The organism is Veillonella sp. (genome assembly GCF_018381775.1).
Taxonomy (GTDB): domain Bacteria; phylum Bacillota; class Negativicutes; order Veillonellales; family Veillonellaceae; genus Veillonella.
The window spans coordinates 33,326-49,262 of sequence record NZ_JAGZRH010000012.1 but is presented as its reverse complement, the minus strand read 5'-3'; the positions used below and the strand labels follow the sequence as shown (position 1 = coordinate 49,262).

Below are 15,937 nucleotides of genomic sequence, written 5' to 3'. Positions count from 1 at the left end.
ATGATTGGAGGGGATTTTAATGAGCACGGATAAGATTTATAACTCCATTGAAGAAGTATTAGATATAGCTGAATCTGCAGAGGGTAAAACGGTTGGTGAGTTTGATATAAATAATCGCCTGGATAGTAGGGGAAACAAGGGCGGTATAGGTCAGGTTTTAGAAGAAGGCTTATTTAAAATGGCCGTTAATAGCAGAGCAGAAGCAGACTTTGTTGATTTGGGGTTGGAGCTAAAAGTTACTGCTATAAAAGAAAATAAAAAGAATGACTTCTCTGCAAAAGAACGGTTAGTTTTAAATATTATTAACTATGAAGAGGATTATAAAGACTCTTTTGAAGAATCATCATTTTGGCAAAAAAATAAGAATTTATTGGTTATATTTTACTTATATAAAGACGAATTAGATAAAAAGGATTTTCCTATCATAAAGTCTGTTTTACATAATTTTGATCCTATGGATTTAGAAATTATAAAGCAAGATTGGCAGACTATTATAGATAAGATTAAAGCTGGTGAGGCCCATAATATTTCGGAAGGCGATACGATGTATTTGGCTGCCTGTACTAAAGGGGCTAATGCTAAGTCCATAAGAAAACAACCATTTTCTAATATACCAGCTAAACAACGTGCCTTTTCTCTCAAAAGCTCTTATATGTCAGCTTTTGCTAGACGTGTTATTGATAGACAATTAATACCATCACTTTTTAATGTTGATGAACTTAAAAGTAAGACTACATTACAATTATTACAAGAACGATTCGCTCCATATATTGGTAAACGAGTATCTGAAATTGCAAAACTCGTAGATATTCCAGTAACAAAAAATAAGGCTTTTAATGCCAATCTTATTAGTGCGGTTTTGGGTGTAAAAGGGACCAAGTTAGAATCACTTAGAGAGTTTAGTAAAGCAAATATTAACTTTAAAACCATACGGCTTGAGCCTACTGGAATTCCAAAGGAACACATGTCCTTTGAACAAATAGACTTTCATCGTTGGGTTAACGATGCATGGGAAGACTCTCAGCTTTATGAAAAATTTGAGTATACAAAATATCTATTTGTAGTATTTCAATATGATGAGACTGAGAAGGAAAATAAAAATAGAGAACCTTACTTAAAAGGAATTATGCTGTGGAATATGCCAGAGGTTGTAATTGAGCATGAGCTCAAAGAACTTTGGAAAACAACAAAAGCTATTTTGGAAGAAGGGGTTCAACTTACTCCTGTACGTAATGGTGTGTCAAATAATTTACCAGGTGCTAGCTTTAATGGGATTTGTCATATTCGACCTAAGGCTAGAGATGGAAAGGATCAAGTAGAATTACCAGATGGACAACGTATAACAAAACAATGCTATTGGTTAAATAGAGAGTATATAGCAGAAATAGTAAAAGAGTTAAGTTGAGGGGCTTATGGCAGAGAGAAAATCTACCTTTAAAGGTGATTTAAAAAGTGAGAGAGCAGTAAATGAATTTTTACAAAAGTATTTGTATAGTTATTTAGTTGGTGATGGGATAATTGATTCTTTTAATTCTAATACAACATTGGATCAACAACACAAAGGTATTGATACAATTATGTATATAATTAATGATGAGACTGAAGAAGCGGCAAGATGTATTAATATTGATGAAAAGGCAGCTATACACTATGCTAGAAACAATTTGGGTGATAAGCCTTTATCAACGTTTGCTTTTGAAGTTTCTTATTTAAAGGATGGAGAACTAAAGAGAGGCTGGCTTACAAATGAAAAATATAAGGAGACACATGCTTATTTTCTTTGCTGGCTTTGGATTAAATCTGATGCTGATAAATATAATTTAGGCTGTGAGGATATTCTAAAAATCGAAGTATTGTCAATTCCTAAAGTAAAGACAAGAGATAAACTTATAATGCGTGCTACGGGCAATAAAGAGGTTAAAACATTTGAGTCTAAAGCGGATATATTACGTAAAAAAATGAAAGAGCGTGGAGTATATCGTTTAGAATTGGAACATCAATTGGATTCTTTAATTAATGCTTTAGACGATAGACCTGACTATAATAAGGCACATTTACAATTTGATACTGATTTATTGGTTGCAAGAAAATATCCTCAGTGGGTTTTAACCTTACCTGAGAAGCTCTATGAACAGCCTTTAAATATAGTTATTAAACGTGAAGATTTAATCAACTTGGCTAACAGTTATTGGATTGTTACTCCTGAAGGTGTAGAGGTAAAAAAATCTGTATCTAAAAAATAATGCCTAAATTTGATCTTGATCTTTTTTAGTATTTCTGCTATAATAAGGATCTATGAAGTTGATAAATTAAGGGGTAAAGTAATGAAAATATTCTCTATGTTTGATGGTGTAGGTGGGTTTATAGTAGGGTTAGAGAATTCGTCTAAAGAAGTTTTCCAAACGCTATATTCTAACCAGTATGAGCCATCTCGTAAGACTCAGGATGCCTATGAAGTAGGTTTGTATAGATTTCCTGATATGGAACATATCCCAACAGATGTAGCATTAATTCCTAATGAAAAGTTTGAGGAAATGAAAGCCGATGGTGTAGATATGATTGTTGGTGGATTTCCATGCCAAGATTATTCTGTTGCAAGAAGCAAAAAGAATGAGTTAGGTATTGAAGGTAAAAAAGGGGTTCTTTTCTGGGAAATTATCCGTGCTACTGAGGTAATTAGACCTAAGTATTTGGTTTTAGAAAATGTTGACCGTTTATTGAAGGCTCCTTCCAACCAACGTGGTCGTGACTTTGCGATTATGCTAGCGGCTTTTAACCAATTGGGCTATTCTGTAGAATGGCGTGTTATCAATGCTGCTGATTATGGTCGTGCTCAACGTAGACGTCGTGTATTCTTCTTTGTATTTAGAAATGATACAAAGTGGGGAAAACGATTACATACTAAATATGAAGCTACACTGGCTAATGATGCGGACTTAAATGCTCGATTAGAGTGTTATGCACCATATATCTTTGAAGACGGGCTCTTTGGTCGTCAATTCCCTGTTAAGGGGGAAGCAGTTAAGAAACGTATTAATGCTAATAAGCTTGATGAAGATATTGCAGAAGTATCTGCAAACTTTTCTGATGGTAAAATGTGGAACTCTGGACTCATGACTAATGGGTATTATTACACGATTGAAACTGAACCAAAAGGGGATGAAGAACCAATTCCAATGAAAAAGATTGTGGTTAAAGAAAATCAAGTACCAGAAGATTATTATGTTGATGGCGAAAAATTAGAGAAGTTTAAATATCTTCGTGGACCTAAGAAAATTACTCGGACTGCAGCAAATGGACATACTTATACCTTCTCTGAAGGTGGTATGAGTGAATATGACTCTCTTGAACTACCAGGCCGTACAATGCTTACTTCTGAAGGTAGTGTAAATCGCTCTACACATCTTTTGAAAATTAATGGTAAATATCGTCTCATTACTCCAATTGAAGCTGAGCGCTTGCAAGACTTTCCTGATGATTGGACACGCTATAAACGTAATGCGAAAGGTGAAGTAGTAGAGGTTTCTGATCGTATGCGTATGTTCTTTATGGGGAATGCATTGGTAACCGGTATCGTAAAACGTATTGGTGATGAACTACAAAAAATTGATAAGTAAAAACTTATAAGTATATATGAAAGGGGCTGTTTTGTTACAGCCCCTTCTATTTTATGTAAAATAATATTTTTATATAAAACTATACTATATAATATAGTTATAGAAATAATGTATATAGGAGGAAGAATATGGCTACTTTAATGCAAAAAGATGTTTTATTAGAAGGTGTATTTCAAGCTTTAGGATATGTTATTAATAAAAATCCTAATAGTAAAGATAGAGAAGTTTTATTAGATTTGAAAGAAAAAATATATTGCTCTGCTCCAGAAGAATTGGACTTTAATGAGATGAGTCAATATATTAAACAAGTTATTGAAACATATAAAGGCTAAAATAATGATTGATGGTAATGTTGAGAAACAATTAAAACAATTCGTATGTTGTTACGTGATTACATGGACAAAATGAATAAATAGGAGTAATTGATTATGGCTACATTTATGGAAAAAGATGTTTTAATTGAGTGTATTTCAACTGCACTAGGATTAACTGCGTATAATAATAATTTAGATCATCCTGCAAGAATAGAGTTACTAGAATTAAGAAATAAATTATATGGTATGGAGCCAGAAGAAATAAACTATAAAGAAGAATTGTCATTTATTAAAGATAAAAAAGCTATATTAGAAAGTATTAGTAACTAATATAACTTTTGTGGATAATATTTGTTTCGTTAGTGAAAAGAGGTATTATTATGGCTACTTGGATGGAGAAAGATGTATTAATTGAGTTTATTAGTCATGTAGTTGCTGTAACAGCTCGTGATGTTGATGTTGATAACAAAGATGTTATTTCACTACTTCGTTTACAAGGTAAATTGTATGGATTGAGCCCAGAAGAAATAGATTATGAAAAAGAAGTAGATTTTATTAAAGAAAAAAAAGCTATATTAGAAAGTATTAGTAACTAATATAACTTTTGTGGATAATATTTATTTTGGTTAGTGAAAAGAGGTATTATTATGGCTACATTTATGGAAAAGGATGTATTGATCGAACTTATTTCACATATTTTAGGCTTAACTTCTAAAACTGTTGAATTTGAGAACCCAGATAGATTATCTTTAATTTATAAAAGAGACGAATTATATGGATTAAAGCCAGAAGACATAGAGTATCAAAAAGAGATAAAATTTATAAAAGATAAGCAAGCAATATTAGAAGGCATTAATAATGGATAATATAGATAAAGTAAAAGATTTACAATCATTTACAGAGAAAGAAGCCTTAGAAGCTACTGAAAAAATCTGGAAAGATATAATTACAAAAAAATATAATGCATTATCACCAGTAGATAAACCAGAAGGTATTGTTACTGGTGGAACACCTGGTGCTGGTAAATCCGTTTTTGTAGAGTTAGCAAAAGAAAGATTGAATAATAATTTATTAGTCATTGATGGTGATCAATTTAGAAGATATCATCCTAATTTTGTTAAATTGCAAAAGTTAGTTAGGGCAGATATAGGTTTTGTTACAGGCCCTTTGTTGAGCTACTTCAATTTTCCTTATAAATTAAAATAGATTTATCGTAATATTTTTTCTTTAGGTAGTTATGATTATCAGATTTTAAAATATCTATATCTGTGATTTGACAAGGTAGTTGAAGCGTATGTTCAAAATCATCAATCATATCATACCAGTCTAACATATCTAACTCTTCAGTTTTATCAGAGTCTTCTACCATAAATTCTATATCAATATCGATAATTGTTGTGTTAGAGGCATAATAACCAAATAAATAAGCTGATTTAAAACCATATTTTTTGAATAGTGGCGTAGTAATATTTTGAATTTCTTCTAATGTTATTTCTTTTTTGCTAGTATTAAATTTGACCATGCTAATCGCCTCCTAATATAAAAACCAATCAAAATATTGTACTACGATTAGTGTTAATTGGGAATAGGCATTGAGATTATTTTATATATTGCCTTATAACTATAATAGAATTAAAAATTATTGTGACTCTCATTACTTTCTCATTAATTCTAAGTAGGATATAAACTATTATAATATGTTGAAATATAATAGGAGAGAGATTTATGAGCGAGAATGCATACGTGTGTCCATATTGTAAGTCGGAAAATATCCAAAGTTATAATATTGCTTATGCTGGAGGTTTTTCTAATGTAAATGGCGTAACTACAGGTGTAGGTATTGGTGCAGGTGGTCGAGTAGGTGTTGGTATTGGCAATACTGTAGGTACTCAACAAACAGCACTTTCTATGATGGCAGAACCGCCAATGAAAAAATCAATAGGTAAATATATTTTTAAGTGGTCTCTTGCAATACAGATCGGTCTAGTTTTTCTTCTTATGATTACTGGGTTGAGTAAACATGAGTCTTCTCTTATCATCTACTTTGGTGCATATGCGTTGTTAATATATAAAACATATCAACGATATGTATGGAATAGAGATACATATCCAGGATTACGTCGCGATTGGGAGCATACATATATATGTTTACGTTGTGGAAATTCTTTCCTTTTATAAATGAAATACATTAGCATACAATATAAAGGTACGCCTATAATACTATATAGGTGTACCTTTTATTTGTATGGATAGGATATTTGTAATGTGAAAGAGCTATTAGAACATATTGGCGTATTGTTCAAATTATATTTTGATATTCATTGTCCATACTTTCATATCGTTATATAATAATATTATCAAATTTGTATTTTTCGATATAATAAAAAGAAAGGAGTACTTATGTCAAATTTTATCACTCCTAAAGAATTACTATCTTGTCTCGATGAGGTTATCATCTTAGATGCTCGAGGCTATCAAGATTATAAACAGGGCCATATTAAGGGGGCTTTTCCTGTAGATTTAGATAAGGATTTAACAGGTCCTGTAGGTGAGCATGGCGGTCGTCATCCATTACCAGATATGGAGCAGTTGGCTCATACATTCGAGTCTTATGGCATTACTCGCAATTCCAAGGTCGTTGTGTATGATTCTTGGCTTTTTTTGGCGGGCCGCCTGTGGTGGACTTTGCGTTATATGGGGTTATCTGATGTGCGCGTATTGTCGGGCGGTATTGAACGTTGGGTTAAAGAAGGTCATATTCTTACTAAAGATCCTACTCCGTTGCCTACAGAACCAACAGTTTTTAATTATGAATTGCAAACTCACATGGTTATGAGTCGTGATGAGGTTCTCAAGGCTAGTGAAAGCGGGGATCATGTTATCATTGATGCTCGTGCGCCGTTCCGCTACGATGGGTCTCAAGTAGATACGATGGATGGCATGACTGGTCACATTCCTGGTGCTGTTAATCATTTTTATGAAAGTGGTTATACCGTAGATGGGCCTAAGTCTGTAAAAGATTTAGAAGCCGAGTACTATAATGAAATCTACCAAAATAGACCTGTTGTGACTTACTGTGGCTCAGGGGTAACCGCTTGTAATGCACTGTTAACTATGAGCGAAGTAGGGCTTGAATCGGCTTTATATGTTGGTAGCTCTAGTGATTGGGTAACCTATGACGGTTTCCCACTTAAGACTGGTGTAGAAACATTACGATAATACAGGAGGGCAAATGAAAATTTTAAAACATCTACTAACCCTTGTTGCGTTTGGTTATTTGTGTTATCACATCTATACCTTCGGGCCCGGCATGTTTAATGTTACGGTGTTGGTAATTCTTGTTTTATCTTCTATAGCTAATTATTTCCGTGAAAAACGTGAAAGTGATCTTAAAGCAAACGAAAACGCTCGTAAGGCTCGTGCGGAAGCAAGACATGCAAAGAAACATAAACAATAGTAATGTACAACTTTCTGGCTAAACTGTATAACATACTATAATTGCTAGCATAAATAAGAATCTTTTTGAAATATAAAGAAATTGTTGAAATAGAGGCTTTCACAAACTATATTGGTATGTAAAAGCACTATTAGAATAAGGAGTAAGCATTGAAATTAATTTCTTGGAATGTAAACGGCCTTCGTGCGGCTGTAACAAAAGGATTTATGGAATCCTTTAACGAACTGGATGCGGATATTTTCTGTTTACAAGAAACAAAATTGCAACCTGATCAAATTTCTTTGGAGTTGCCGGGTTATGAGCAATATTGGAATAGTGCTGTGAAAAAAGGCTATAGTGGGACGGCTGTATTCACGCGTATTAAACCGTTGTCCGTAACTAACGGTATCGGTATTGAAGAGCACGATCAAGAGGGCCGTGTTATTACTGCAGAATATGAAAACTTCTATTTAGTATGTTGCTATACGCCAAATAGCCAACGTGAATTGGCTCGTCTTGAGTACCGCATGACTTGGGAAGATGCATTCCGCAACTATTTGCTTGAACTTGATAAGAAAAAAACAGTTATTCTTTGTGGTGATCTCAACGTAGCGCATCAAGAAATCGACCTTAAAAATCCTAAGACAAATCGTAAAAATGCAGGCTTCTCCGACGAAGAACGTGCTAAAATGACAGAACTTTTAGATGCTGGTTTTACAGACACATTCCGTCACCTCTATCCAGATGCAATTGAGCAATATAGTTGGTGGTCCTACATGGGCAAAGCTCGTGAACGAAATACAGGATGGAGAATTGACTATTTCATCACCTCTAAACGTCTTGACGACAAAATTCAAGAAGCTAAAATTCACCAACAAATCTTTGGCTCTGATCACTGCCCAGTAGAATTAGATATCGATTTATAATATATTGAAAGTATAATCTACAGCCTCATCTTAGGATGGGGCTGTTGTAATAGGTGAAAGGAGACCTTATGGCTCAAAAACAAAAGGCTGTTGTCTTATTCAGCGGTGGGGTAGATAGTACTACATGTTTAGCGCTAGCTATTGAAAGATTTGGCAAAGACAATGTAGTGCCTTTATCCATTCAATATGGTCAAAAACATAGTAAAGAACTAGAGGCTGCTGCATCTATTCTCGCTTATTATGGAATTGAAGGTAAAACGATGGATGTTACTAAATTGTTTGCCTTCAGCAATTGCTCTTTATTGACCCAATCCACAGAGGAAATACCTCAAGGTTCATACAAGGAACAACAAGAGGCAGAAGGAGAAGGCACAGTTAGCACCTATGTACCATTTAGAAATGGTCTATTCTTATCTGCGGCAGCATCTTTAGCACTCTCTCTGGACTGCGGCTATATCTACTACGGTGCCCATAGCGATGATGCGGCTGGTAATGCATACCCAGACTGTACCGAACACTTCTATAAATCCATGGGCGATGCTATCTTCGAAGGATCCGGCAAAGAATGCTCCTTAGAAGCTCCATTCATTAACCATAATAAATCAGACGTCGTAAAAGAAGGCCTACGACTCGGCGTACCATACCACCTAACATGGTCCTGTTACGAAGGCGGCGACAAACCATGCGGACACTGCGGCACCTGTATCGACAGAGCCGAAGCATTCCGAGCCAACGGCGTTGAAGACCCAGCACAATAATGGAATTTCTCTACATACACCAAAACTGGATTATATTAGTAGTCGCCTTTTAGGCGGCTACTTTGCATATAAACTAATAGATAAGACACTATGTTTGTCTTGAGGCGGACTTCTACGTCGCTAATATTAGTTTATTTGTTGATTAACTAAATTCGCAGTGGCAGGAGATACCTTTTTAAAGAGCGACTTTGGCAGGTCGAGGCCCTAGGCCGATGACCGTATAGCCAGTGGAGCGATGAGGAAAGGTATCTCCTGCCACCCCGTCCTTACCAACTTAACACTAATAGTAGATTTACATATAAGTCCGCCTACAACCAAATTGATTGCGAAAATATTAGATATATGTTAATATTAGAACTGCCTAAAGGCGACAACTAAATAAGACAGTTTGAAACCATCCTGTCTCTAAACAAAACTACGGAAATTCATAAGCATTTATAGCATGGTAGTTTTGCCATGCTTTTTTTATTTGAGGAGGTGAGTGTTATGATTACTACACGTAAATTGACTATTTCTGCCATGGTTGTGGCATTGTACATCGTCGTATTATATTTAACGCAAAGCGTTTCCTTCGGAGCGTATCAAATTCGTATAGCAACATCATTATATGCACTTGCTTATGCCTTTCCGTTTTTGGTAATTCCCATGGGGATTGGCAACCTCATTTCTAACTTCCTATTCGGTGGTCTTGGTATCCTCGATATGATGGGAGGTTTTGGCGTTGGTATTTTAACAACAGGTATAATCGTAGGTATGCGTAAGCTTGGCCTTAGCGCTTGGTGGGCGATTCTACCAATTATCTTTGTTCCAGCATTATGTGTACCATTGTGGCTCAGCCCATTACTTGGCCTTCCATACTGGCCATTGGTACTGAACCTCATCGTAGGTCAAACAATTCCAGCAGTGCTTGGCTCTATTTTAGTAAAAGCATTGATCAGCCGTCCTAGCATGGCTGCTTTATTAGGTGCTTTCAAATAAAAAGTACATAGGTAAATAAAAAGGCGTAAGCTCGATGTGAGCTTACGCCTTTTTTATGGCTAAATGTTATGGAGGTTGAAGGTATTAGCAGTTGTAGCCACGCCATTTAGTTTCTACTACGAGGCGTTCAAGGGCAACCATGTACGCTGCTTGACGAGGTGGTACATTGTATTTATGTTGCATTTCCCAAACTGCTTCAAAGCTATTTTGCATATTTTTAGTTAACCGTTCATTAACTTCTTCTTCAGTCCAGTAGAAGCTAGCTTTATTTTGAACCCATTCATAGTAGGATACAACTACGCCGCCACCGTTTGCAAGAACGTCAGGAATGATGTCGATACCTTTTTCATAGAAGTATTTATCTGCATCATTAGTAGTAGGGCCATTAGCACCTTCCAAGATGATTTTAGCTTGGATGTTTTCCATGTTGTCTTTGTTCAATTGGTTTTCAAGAGCTGCCATGTACAATACATCAACTGGTTGAGCCAATAATTCTTGCGCACCAATTGTAGTCATACCTGGTTCGCTGTAACCTTCAAGGGAACGACCATGGGAGTTAGCATATTCGTATGCTTTTTCCACATCAATACCGTTAGGGTTGTAGATGTTAACGCTTACGTCGCCGATAGCAACAACTTTAGCGCCTGCTTGCGCGATGAGGCGAGCACCTACGGAACCTACGTTACCGAAGCCTTGAACTGCTACAGTAAGGTTTTTAATGTCTAAGTTTTTCTTAGCGAGGTAGCTTTGTAATGCGATGAGACAGCCGCGGCCAGTTGCTTCATTACGACCTAAGGATCCGCCTACTTCAATAGGTTTACCAGTAACGATACCAGGGCTCCATTCGCCTTTTAATGTGCTGTATTCATCAGCAATCCAGCTCATGATTTGGGCGTTTGTATTTACGTCTGGTGCAGGCACGTCAGTATTTACGCCAATGATAGGAGCAATACGACGTACAAAGTTACGAGTCAAGCGTTCTAATTCGCGAGGATTCAATGTTTTAGGATCAACTTTGATACCGCCTTTACCACCGCCATAAGGGATGTTAGCGATCGCGTTTTTAATAGTCATCCAAGCTGCCAATGCACGAACTTCGTTTTCGTCGGAGTCAGGGTGGAAGCGAAGACCGCCTTTAGCGCTACCACGTAATGTGGAGTGTTGGCAACGGTAACCTTCGTATACGCGAACTTCACCATTGTCTAGTTGAAGAGGTACAGCTACTTTTAGTTCTCGTTCAGGATGACGTAATACTTCGTACTCACTACGAGAATAACCGAGTTTTTCTGCTGCTACATCTAACGTATTTAGCATGTTTTCATAAGGATTATAACCACTCATAATAACCTCCTGTATATAAGAGTAAATTAAGTTTTGCTAATTTTACACATACTCTAGTATTCGACGTTGTATACATAATACCCTTTATAATTTTATAACTATATTCTATAGTTTTTAATGCTTGAAAAGTGTATAGAATATAGATATTTACTGTGATTATAGTCACTCCTGGAGTTAGATATAAATCGTAGTTTTTACAGTATAAATGGATACTTTTACAAAAAATAAAAAGAGACCGATGAAAGATACTTTCACCGGTCTCATAAGAGAATATATTTTATTTTTCCATTGTAGCTTCCACTGGAGTAGGAGGTACAGAAGAGTCTGTAGTTTGACCATCACCCCACCATACGATACCATATGTATGATTAAGAACAGAACGGTTAAATACAGGTGTTTCGATGCCTGCCTTGCGTTGTTTAATATAGTCATCAAGGGCAAGACCAGCTGTGCGGCCCATACGTACGATAGAGCTGATATTGGTCAATACTAGGAATGCCATGAATAAATCGGCTAAATTCCATACTAAATCAAGGGAGGCAATAGAGCCTACGAATGTCATGATTATTACACCAATACGGAACAAATGAAGATAGAATTTCTTCTCTGTTAAGTGGCTAATATTAATTTCGCCGTAGTAATAGTTACCAATTAAGGAACTGAAGGAGAACATTACGATAAAGATTGCTACCGCTGTTGGTGCCCAAGAACCGAGTTGTTGTTCAAGGTTATGTTGTACTAGGGCAACACCTGTTAAACCTGTTGTGCTATAGTCACCAACGATGAGCACGATGAAAGCAGAAGCAGTACAAATGATAAATGTATCAAGGAATACACCGAATGCTTGTACAAGACCTTGTTCAACAGGATGGTTAACAGCTGCAGTAGCCGCTGCATTAGGTACAGAACCTTCACCAGCTTCGTTGGAGAATAGACCACGTTTAATACCATTCATTACAGTAGCACCTAATAAGCCACCACCTGCTGCTACTGGTTCAAAAGCAGAGGAGATAATAGTATAGATTACATGTGGGAATTGAGTGATATTCATAATAACTACGAATAATGCAGTAGCGATATATAAAACCGCCATGATAGGAACGATGATTTCAGATGCTTTTGCAACGCGATGAATACCACCAAAAATAATGAGGCCAAGAAGTATTGCTACTACAGCGCCTGTATAGGATACATCAAAGTTGAATACTTGAAGAGATGCAGCTAATGTATTAGCTTGTACAGAGTTGTAAATCCAACCGTATGTAATACTGATCAAAATTGCAAATAAAACAGATAATGCTTTGTTGTTTAAGCCATAGCGAATATAGTATGCTGGGCCGCCGTAAAAGCCGCCTTTAGCAACAGGTTCTTTGTAGATTTGTGCTAATGTAGATTCGATGAAACCTGTAGCAGCACCAATAAGAGCGATAACCCACATCCAGAAAATAGCACCAGGACCACCGAGTACAACAGCAATCGCAATACCTGCGATATTACCAACACCTACACGAGATGCGGTACTAACACAGAATGCTTGGAATGAGGATACATGATTTTTTTCTGTAGAACTACCTGCACCATTGATTACGAGGCGAACCATTTCTTTGATCATACGAATTTGTACAAAATTCGTTGTCATCGTAAAGAAGAGACCTGCGCCGATGAGGATAAAGATGATGAAATAACTCCATAAATAGCCATTAATGGTAGAAATAGCATCATTGAGCATTGCTTCCATAAAAACGCTCCTTTCTCATAAAAAGAATTCTTATAATTATTAATAATATTGTATCAATTTCTATAGACTATGTAAAACAAAATCCCTCACAAGAGTGAAGGATTTTATTAATAGTTTATTATTGTATAGCAACTAAGATGTTTCTTTAAGCTTTAGTGAATTCCGGTGATTCCTCCATGCCTTGTAATAAGGTTTGTTCGGAATGTTCCATGTGAATTCTTGCCAACTTACGAGCTTGAGTAGCATTATGTGAAGCAATGGCCTCCACCAATTGACGGTGCTCTTCCCATGTCTTTCTTAGTCGGCCCGGTTGATTCATAGAGAAGCTACGGAATCGATAGGTTTGCTCCCGCAAGTTGTGTACGATATCTGCTAAACGTTCGTTACGAGATGCACGATATAGTACTTCATGGAATTCTACGTCTGCTGTTACGACGGACTCCATATCTTTATTCTCCATATGGTCGCCGATTGCTACGAGCATTCGTTCTAGTGTTTCGATTTCCTCTTCGGTTATGCGTTCGGCAGCAAGGCCTGCTGCGAGCTCTTCCAGAGCAGATCGAATTTCGAATACTTGAGTAATATCCTTTAACGATATATTGGCTACATAGGTACCACGGCGCGGAACCATGACAACAAAACCTTCGAGCTCAAGCTTACGAATGGCTTCGCGAATTGGTGTACGGCTCACACCGAGTTCTTCAGCTAGAGGAATTTCCATAAGGCGTTCGCCTGGTTTTAACACGCCGTCTTGAATGGCTTGACGTAATGTTTCACTTACGACTTCGCGTAGAGGTTTATACGCATCTAAGCGTATTGGTTGTAACCGTTTTGTCATGGTAAGTCCTCCTGTGTACATGTTTTTGTAATGAGCGATAGCCAATCATGGCCTGCTGCTTTGATCTCTTCTTGCAGTTGTAATGCTTCCATTGGTTTATCCAGCAATACCACCATTGTAGGACCACTACCAGTCATAATCGTTGGATATCCACGACTAGTGAAGAATTCTTTACAAATGACAAGTTCTTCATGGTCAGGGAAGAGTAGTTCTTCAAATGTATTAGCACTAGTAAGGAATGCTGATTTTAAGTCATTGTTTTCTAGGTGTTGTTGGACTGTATCGATGGTTTGTTTTGTTGCTACGGATTTATTCGTGAAGCGACCATAAGCAGCTGCAGTTGATACAGATACCTTTGGCTTTACTAGCAATAACCAATGTGGAGCTGGAGATTTTCCGTACGTTAATATTTCACCGCGCCCCGTGCCACGTGCTGTACCACCTTGCAATAGGAATGGCACATCGGATCCAAGAGTAGCACCGATTTGTAAAAGTTCCTCTTGGGTAAGTCGTAAGTCCCAGAATCGATTGAGACCTACTAACATAGCAGCCGCATCAGCACTACCACCGCCAAGACCGGCTTGGATAGGTACCCGTTTTAATAGATGGATGGCTGCGCCTGCCTTGCAGCCGGTATATTCTTGGACTGCTCGTAATGCTTTGAGGGCAAGATTTTCTTCCCCGTAAGTAACTAATTTTTGCATATACTCAGGTAATTCTGGAGCGCCACCGGAGAAAACTACGGAATGATGCTTCGCAAAATAAATGGAGTCGCTAAGGCGAATGGATTGGAAGATAGAGTCGATATCGTGATATCCGTCTTCACGCTTGCCCGTAATGGCAAGTCCAATATTGATTTTACTGCAACCGAGTTGCTCAAAACTTTTACTCATGATAGCCTCGTTTGTAACATACAGAATATATGCAATTTATATGTTTATTTTATACTCTTATAAAGTGATTGAAAATAACCATTAAGTGGTTTATGATGAATTTGTATACGCATATTGTTTTATTACTAAATGTATTGTAAATAGCGTATGCTTTAGTTAGTTCATTATAGAATATTTATAGTGAAATGGCAATTTGGAGGAAGCTATGTTCGCTAAGTATAAAAGTGTTATCTATGAAAGCCTTATGGTCATTCTTGGATGTGCCATATTTGGTGCCGGCCTTGATGCCTTTGTATTGCCACACAAATTGGTGAGTACTGGTATTAGTGGGGTAGGCTTGATTTTGTATTATTTAACGGGCTTATCCGTTGGTTCTTGGAATATGATTTTAAATATTCCTATATTCTGGGCTGCTTGGAAGTGGCTGGGCACCCGTGTTGTTATCAAAACCTTGTATGGCACATTGATGCTGTCTTGGATGGTTGATTTATTTAACTTCTTGCAATATGACATGATTATTAAGGATCCTTTATTGAGTTCCATGATGGCTGGTATTACTACTGGTGTAGGTCTTGGCATTGTATACCGTGTAGGCGGTAACACAGGCGGGCTTGATCCTATTGCACTCATTGTACGCAAATATTATGGACTTCAAATGGGGTCCATTAATAGTGCCATAAACTGTGCTATCCTTGTTGCTGCAATTGGTGTTGTTGGCCTTGAAGCCGTAGCAGTCACACTTATTAGTGTCTATGTGTATACCATCATTACGAATAAGGTGGTTATCGGGTTTAATCAACGAAAGGTAGCTTTCATCATTACCTATCGTACCGATGATATCTGCGAATGCATCATCAAAAAGGTTGGTCGTGGAGCCACTATTATTAATGGTGTGGGTGCCTATACACGGACGCCAAAGCAAATCGTTATGGTAGCCGTTAATCTCTTGCAAGTAAATAAATTAAAAGAGGTTATTCAAGAGGCCGATCCAAATGTATTTATCTTGATAACCGATGCGCAAGAGGTTATTGGTCAAGGCTTTACGCAGCCTATTATACCGACTGAAGTATGTGAACAGTTGAAAGATTAGGAGGTTCC

20 protein-coding genes are annotated in these 15,937 nt (G+C 36.9%); 15 read left to right on the top strand and 5 right to left on the bottom strand.

Going from position 1 to position 15,937, the window contains the following annotated elements:
• The first annotated feature begins 19 nt into the window (after positions 1-19).
• The 8 genes from KH109_RS08160 to KH109_RS08125 all read left to right on the top strand — a co-directional run bounded on the left by KH109_RS08160 (position 20) and on the right by KH109_RS08125 (position 5,137).
• A complete protein-coding gene (locus KH109_RS08160) occupies positions 20-1,405 on the top strand; it encodes a Sau3AI family type II restriction endonuclease (protein ID WP_295218434.1) in 1,386 nt (461 codons plus the stop codon).
• A 7-nt stretch (positions 1,406-1,412) separates the two neighbouring features.
• Positions 1,413-2,243 carry a hypothetical protein gene (locus tag KH109_RS08155; RefSeq protein ID WP_295218431.1) on the top strand — a complete coding sequence of 277 codons (831 nt, stop codon included), beginning with the start codon at positions 1,413-1,415 and terminating at the stop codon, positions 2,241-2,243.
• 81 nt (positions 2,244-2,324) lie between these two features.
• Positions 2,325-3,617: a DNA (cytosine-5-)-methyltransferase gene (gene dcm / locus KH109_RS08150; RefSeq protein ID WP_295218427.1), complete on the top strand. Its 1,293-nt coding sequence runs from the start codon at positions 2,325-2,327 to the stop codon at positions 3,615-3,617.
• A gap of 128 nt (positions 3,618-3,745) precedes the next feature.
• Positions 3,746-3,949 (top strand): hypothetical protein, encoded by a 204-nt coding sequence (locus KH109_RS08145; protein ID WP_285418060.1) that lies wholly within the window; start codon positions 3,746-3,748, stop codon positions 3,947-3,949.
• 96 nt (positions 3,950-4,045) lie between these two features.
• Positions 4,046-4,261: a hypothetical protein gene (locus KH109_RS08140; protein WP_005385393.1), complete on the top strand. Its 216-nt coding sequence runs from the start codon at positions 4,046-4,048 to the stop codon at positions 4,259-4,261.
• Between the two features lie 50 nt (positions 4,262-4,311).
• A complete protein-coding gene (locus KH109_RS08135; RefSeq protein ID WP_050755788.1) occupies positions 4,312-4,527 on the top strand; it encodes a hypothetical protein in 216 nt (71 codons plus the stop codon).
• A 51-nt stretch (positions 4,528-4,578) separates the two neighbouring features.
• Positions 4,579-4,797 (top strand): hypothetical protein, encoded by a 219-nt coding sequence (locus KH109_RS08130; protein WP_295213114.1) that lies wholly within the window; start codon positions 4,579-4,581, stop codon positions 4,795-4,797.
• Positions 4,790-5,137 carry a zeta toxin family protein gene (locus tag KH109_RS08125; RefSeq protein WP_295218420.1) on the top strand — a complete coding sequence of 116 codons (348 nt, stop codon included), beginning with the start codon at positions 4,790-4,792 and terminating at the stop codon, positions 5,135-5,137. Before KH109_RS08130 ends, KH109_RS08125 begins: the two co-directional genes overlap by 8 nt.
• On the opposite strand, the gene KH109_RS08120 is transcribed toward KH109_RS08125, so the two are convergent.
• Entirely contained in the window at positions 5,112-5,453 is a 342-nt protein-coding gene (locus tag KH109_RS08120) for a hypothetical protein (RefSeq protein ID WP_295218417.1), read from the bottom strand. The genes KH109_RS08125 and KH109_RS08120 overlap by 26 nt on opposite strands.
• A gap of 203 nt (positions 5,454-5,656) precedes the next feature.
• Here KH109_RS08120 and KH109_RS08115 point away from each other — a divergent pair, with 203 nt between their 5' ends.
• The 6 genes from KH109_RS08115 (at position 5,657) to KH109_RS08090 (ending at position 10,029) form a co-directional block, all read left to right on the top strand.
• Complete coding sequence (locus KH109_RS08115; RefSeq protein WP_060924381.1) at positions 5,657-6,109, top strand: hypothetical protein; 453 nt, start codon at positions 5,657-5,659, stop codon at positions 6,107-6,109.
• 222 nt (positions 6,110-6,331) lie between these two features.
• The gene (locus tag KH109_RS08110) at positions 6,332-7,150 is read left to right on the top strand and encodes a sulfurtransferase (protein ID WP_295218411.1); all 819 of its coding nucleotides are present in this window, start codon (positions 6,332-6,334) and stop codon (positions 7,148-7,150) included.
• Between the two features lie 91 nt (positions 7,151-7,241).
• Complete coding sequence (locus tag KH109_RS08105; RefSeq protein WP_241567136.1) at positions 7,242-7,388, top strand: hypothetical protein; 147 nt, start codon at positions 7,242-7,244, stop codon at positions 7,386-7,388.
• A gap of 149 nt (positions 7,389-7,537) precedes the next feature.
• On the top strand, positions 7,538-8,293 hold the full coding sequence (locus KH109_RS08100; protein ID WP_295218408.1) for an exodeoxyribonuclease III: 756 nt from the start codon (positions 7,538-7,540) through the stop codon (positions 8,291-8,293).
• A 68-nt stretch (positions 8,294-8,361) separates the two neighbouring features.
• Complete coding sequence (queC, locus tag KH109_RS08095) at positions 8,362-9,051, top strand: 7-cyano-7-deazaguanine synthase QueC (protein ID WP_295218404.1); 690 nt, start codon at positions 8,362-8,364, stop codon at positions 9,049-9,051.
• 486 nt (positions 9,052-9,537) lie between these two features.
• A complete protein-coding gene (locus KH109_RS08090) occupies positions 9,538-10,029 on the top strand; it encodes a QueT transporter family protein (protein ID WP_213467227.1) in 492 nt (163 codons plus the stop codon).
• Positions 10,030-10,113: 84 nt separating this feature from the next.
• On the opposite strand, the gene KH109_RS08085 is transcribed toward KH109_RS08090, so the two are convergent.
• From KH109_RS08085 to ispE, 4 genes are all read right to left on the bottom strand, one after another.
• Entirely contained in the window at positions 10,114-11,370 is a 1,257-nt protein-coding gene (locus KH109_RS08085; protein ID WP_005385406.1) for a Glu/Leu/Phe/Val dehydrogenase, read from the bottom strand.
• Positions 11,371-11,647: 277 nt separating this feature from the next.
• Positions 11,648-13,108, bottom strand: a complete 1,461-nt coding sequence (locus tag KH109_RS08080; protein ID WP_295218378.1) for an alanine/glycine:cation symporter family protein — start codon at positions 13,106-13,108, stop codon at positions 11,648-11,650.
• 145 nt (positions 13,109-13,253) lie between these two features.
• Positions 13,254-13,946 (bottom strand): GntR family transcriptional regulator, encoded by a 693-nt coding sequence (locus tag KH109_RS08075; protein ID WP_024065887.1) that lies wholly within the window; start codon positions 13,944-13,946, stop codon positions 13,254-13,256.
• Entirely contained in the window at positions 13,943-14,839 is an 897-nt protein-coding gene (gene ispE, locus KH109_RS08070) for a 4-(cytidine 5'-diphospho)-2-C-methyl-D-erythritol kinase (RefSeq protein WP_295218373.1), read from the bottom strand. Before ispE ends, KH109_RS08075 begins: the two co-directional genes overlap by 4 nt.
• A 205-nt stretch (positions 14,840-15,044) precedes the next feature.
• Between ispE and KH109_RS08065 the strand changes: the two genes are divergently transcribed.
• A complete protein-coding gene (locus tag KH109_RS08065; protein ID WP_295218369.1) occupies positions 15,045-15,929 on the top strand; it encodes a YitT family protein in 885 nt (294 codons plus the stop codon).
• The last annotated feature ends 8 nt before the right edge of the window (positions 15,930-15,937 follow it).

Coding starts and splice junctions, on each gene's coding strand:
- KH109_RS08160 (WP_295218434.1), top strand. CDS start 20: ATGAGCACGGATAAGATTTATAACTCCATTGAAGAAGTATTAGATATA.
- KH109_RS08155 (WP_295218431.1), top strand. CDS start 1,413: ATGGCAGAGAGAAAATCTACCTTTAAAGGTGATTTAAAAAGTGAGAGA.
- dcm (WP_295218427.1), top strand. CDS start 2,325: ATGAAAATATTCTCTATGTTTGATGGTGTAGGTGGGTTTATAGTAGGG.
- KH109_RS08145 (WP_285418060.1), top strand. CDS start 3,746: ATGGCTACTTTAATGCAAAAAGATGTTTTATTAGAAGGTGTATTTCAA.
- KH109_RS08140 (WP_005385393.1), top strand. CDS start 4,046: ATGGCTACATTTATGGAAAAAGATGTTTTAATTGAGTGTATTTCAACT.
- KH109_RS08135 (WP_050755788.1), top strand. CDS start 4,312: ATGGCTACTTGGATGGAGAAAGATGTATTAATTGAGTTTATTAGTCAT.
- KH109_RS08130 (WP_295213114.1), top strand. CDS start 4,579: ATGGCTACATTTATGGAAAAGGATGTATTGATCGAACTTATTTCACAT.
- KH109_RS08125 (WP_295218420.1), top strand. CDS start 4,790: ATGGATAATATAGATAAAGTAAAAGATTTACAATCATTTACAGAGAAA.
- KH109_RS08120 (WP_295218417.1), bottom strand. CDS start 5,453: ATGGTCAAATTTAATACTAGCAAAAAAGAAATAACATTAGAAGAAATT.
- KH109_RS08115 (WP_060924381.1), top strand. CDS start 5,657: ATGAGCGAGAATGCATACGTGTGTCCATATTGTAAGTCGGAAAATATC.
- KH109_RS08110 (WP_295218411.1), top strand. CDS start 6,332: ATGTCAAATTTTATCACTCCTAAAGAATTACTATCTTGTCTCGATGAG.
- KH109_RS08105 (WP_241567136.1), top strand. CDS start 7,242: ATGTTTAATGTTACGGTGTTGGTAATTCTTGTTTTATCTTCTATAGCT.
- queC (WP_295218404.1), top strand. CDS start 8,362: ATGGCTCAAAAACAAAAGGCTGTTGTCTTATTCAGCGGTGGGGTAGAT.
- KH109_RS08090 (WP_213467227.1), top strand. CDS start 9,538: ATGATTACTACACGTAAATTGACTATTTCTGCCATGGTTGTGGCATTG.
- KH109_RS08085 (WP_005385406.1), bottom strand. CDS start 11,370: ATGAGTGGTTATAATCCTTATGAAAACATGCTAAATACGTTAGATGTA.
- KH109_RS08080 (WP_295218378.1), bottom strand. CDS start 13,108: ATGGAAGCAATGCTCAATGATGCTATTTCTACCATTAATGGCTATTTA.
- KH109_RS08075 (WP_024065887.1), bottom strand. CDS start 13,946: ATGACAAAACGGTTACAACCAATACGCTTAGATGCGTATAAACCTCTA.
- ispE (WP_295218373.1), bottom strand. CDS start 14,839: ATGAGTAAAAGTTTTGAGCAACTCGGTTGCAGTAAAATCAATATTGGA.
- KH109_RS08065 (WP_295218369.1), top strand. CDS start 15,045: ATGTTCGCTAAGTATAAAAGTGTTATCTATGAAAGCCTTATGGTCATT.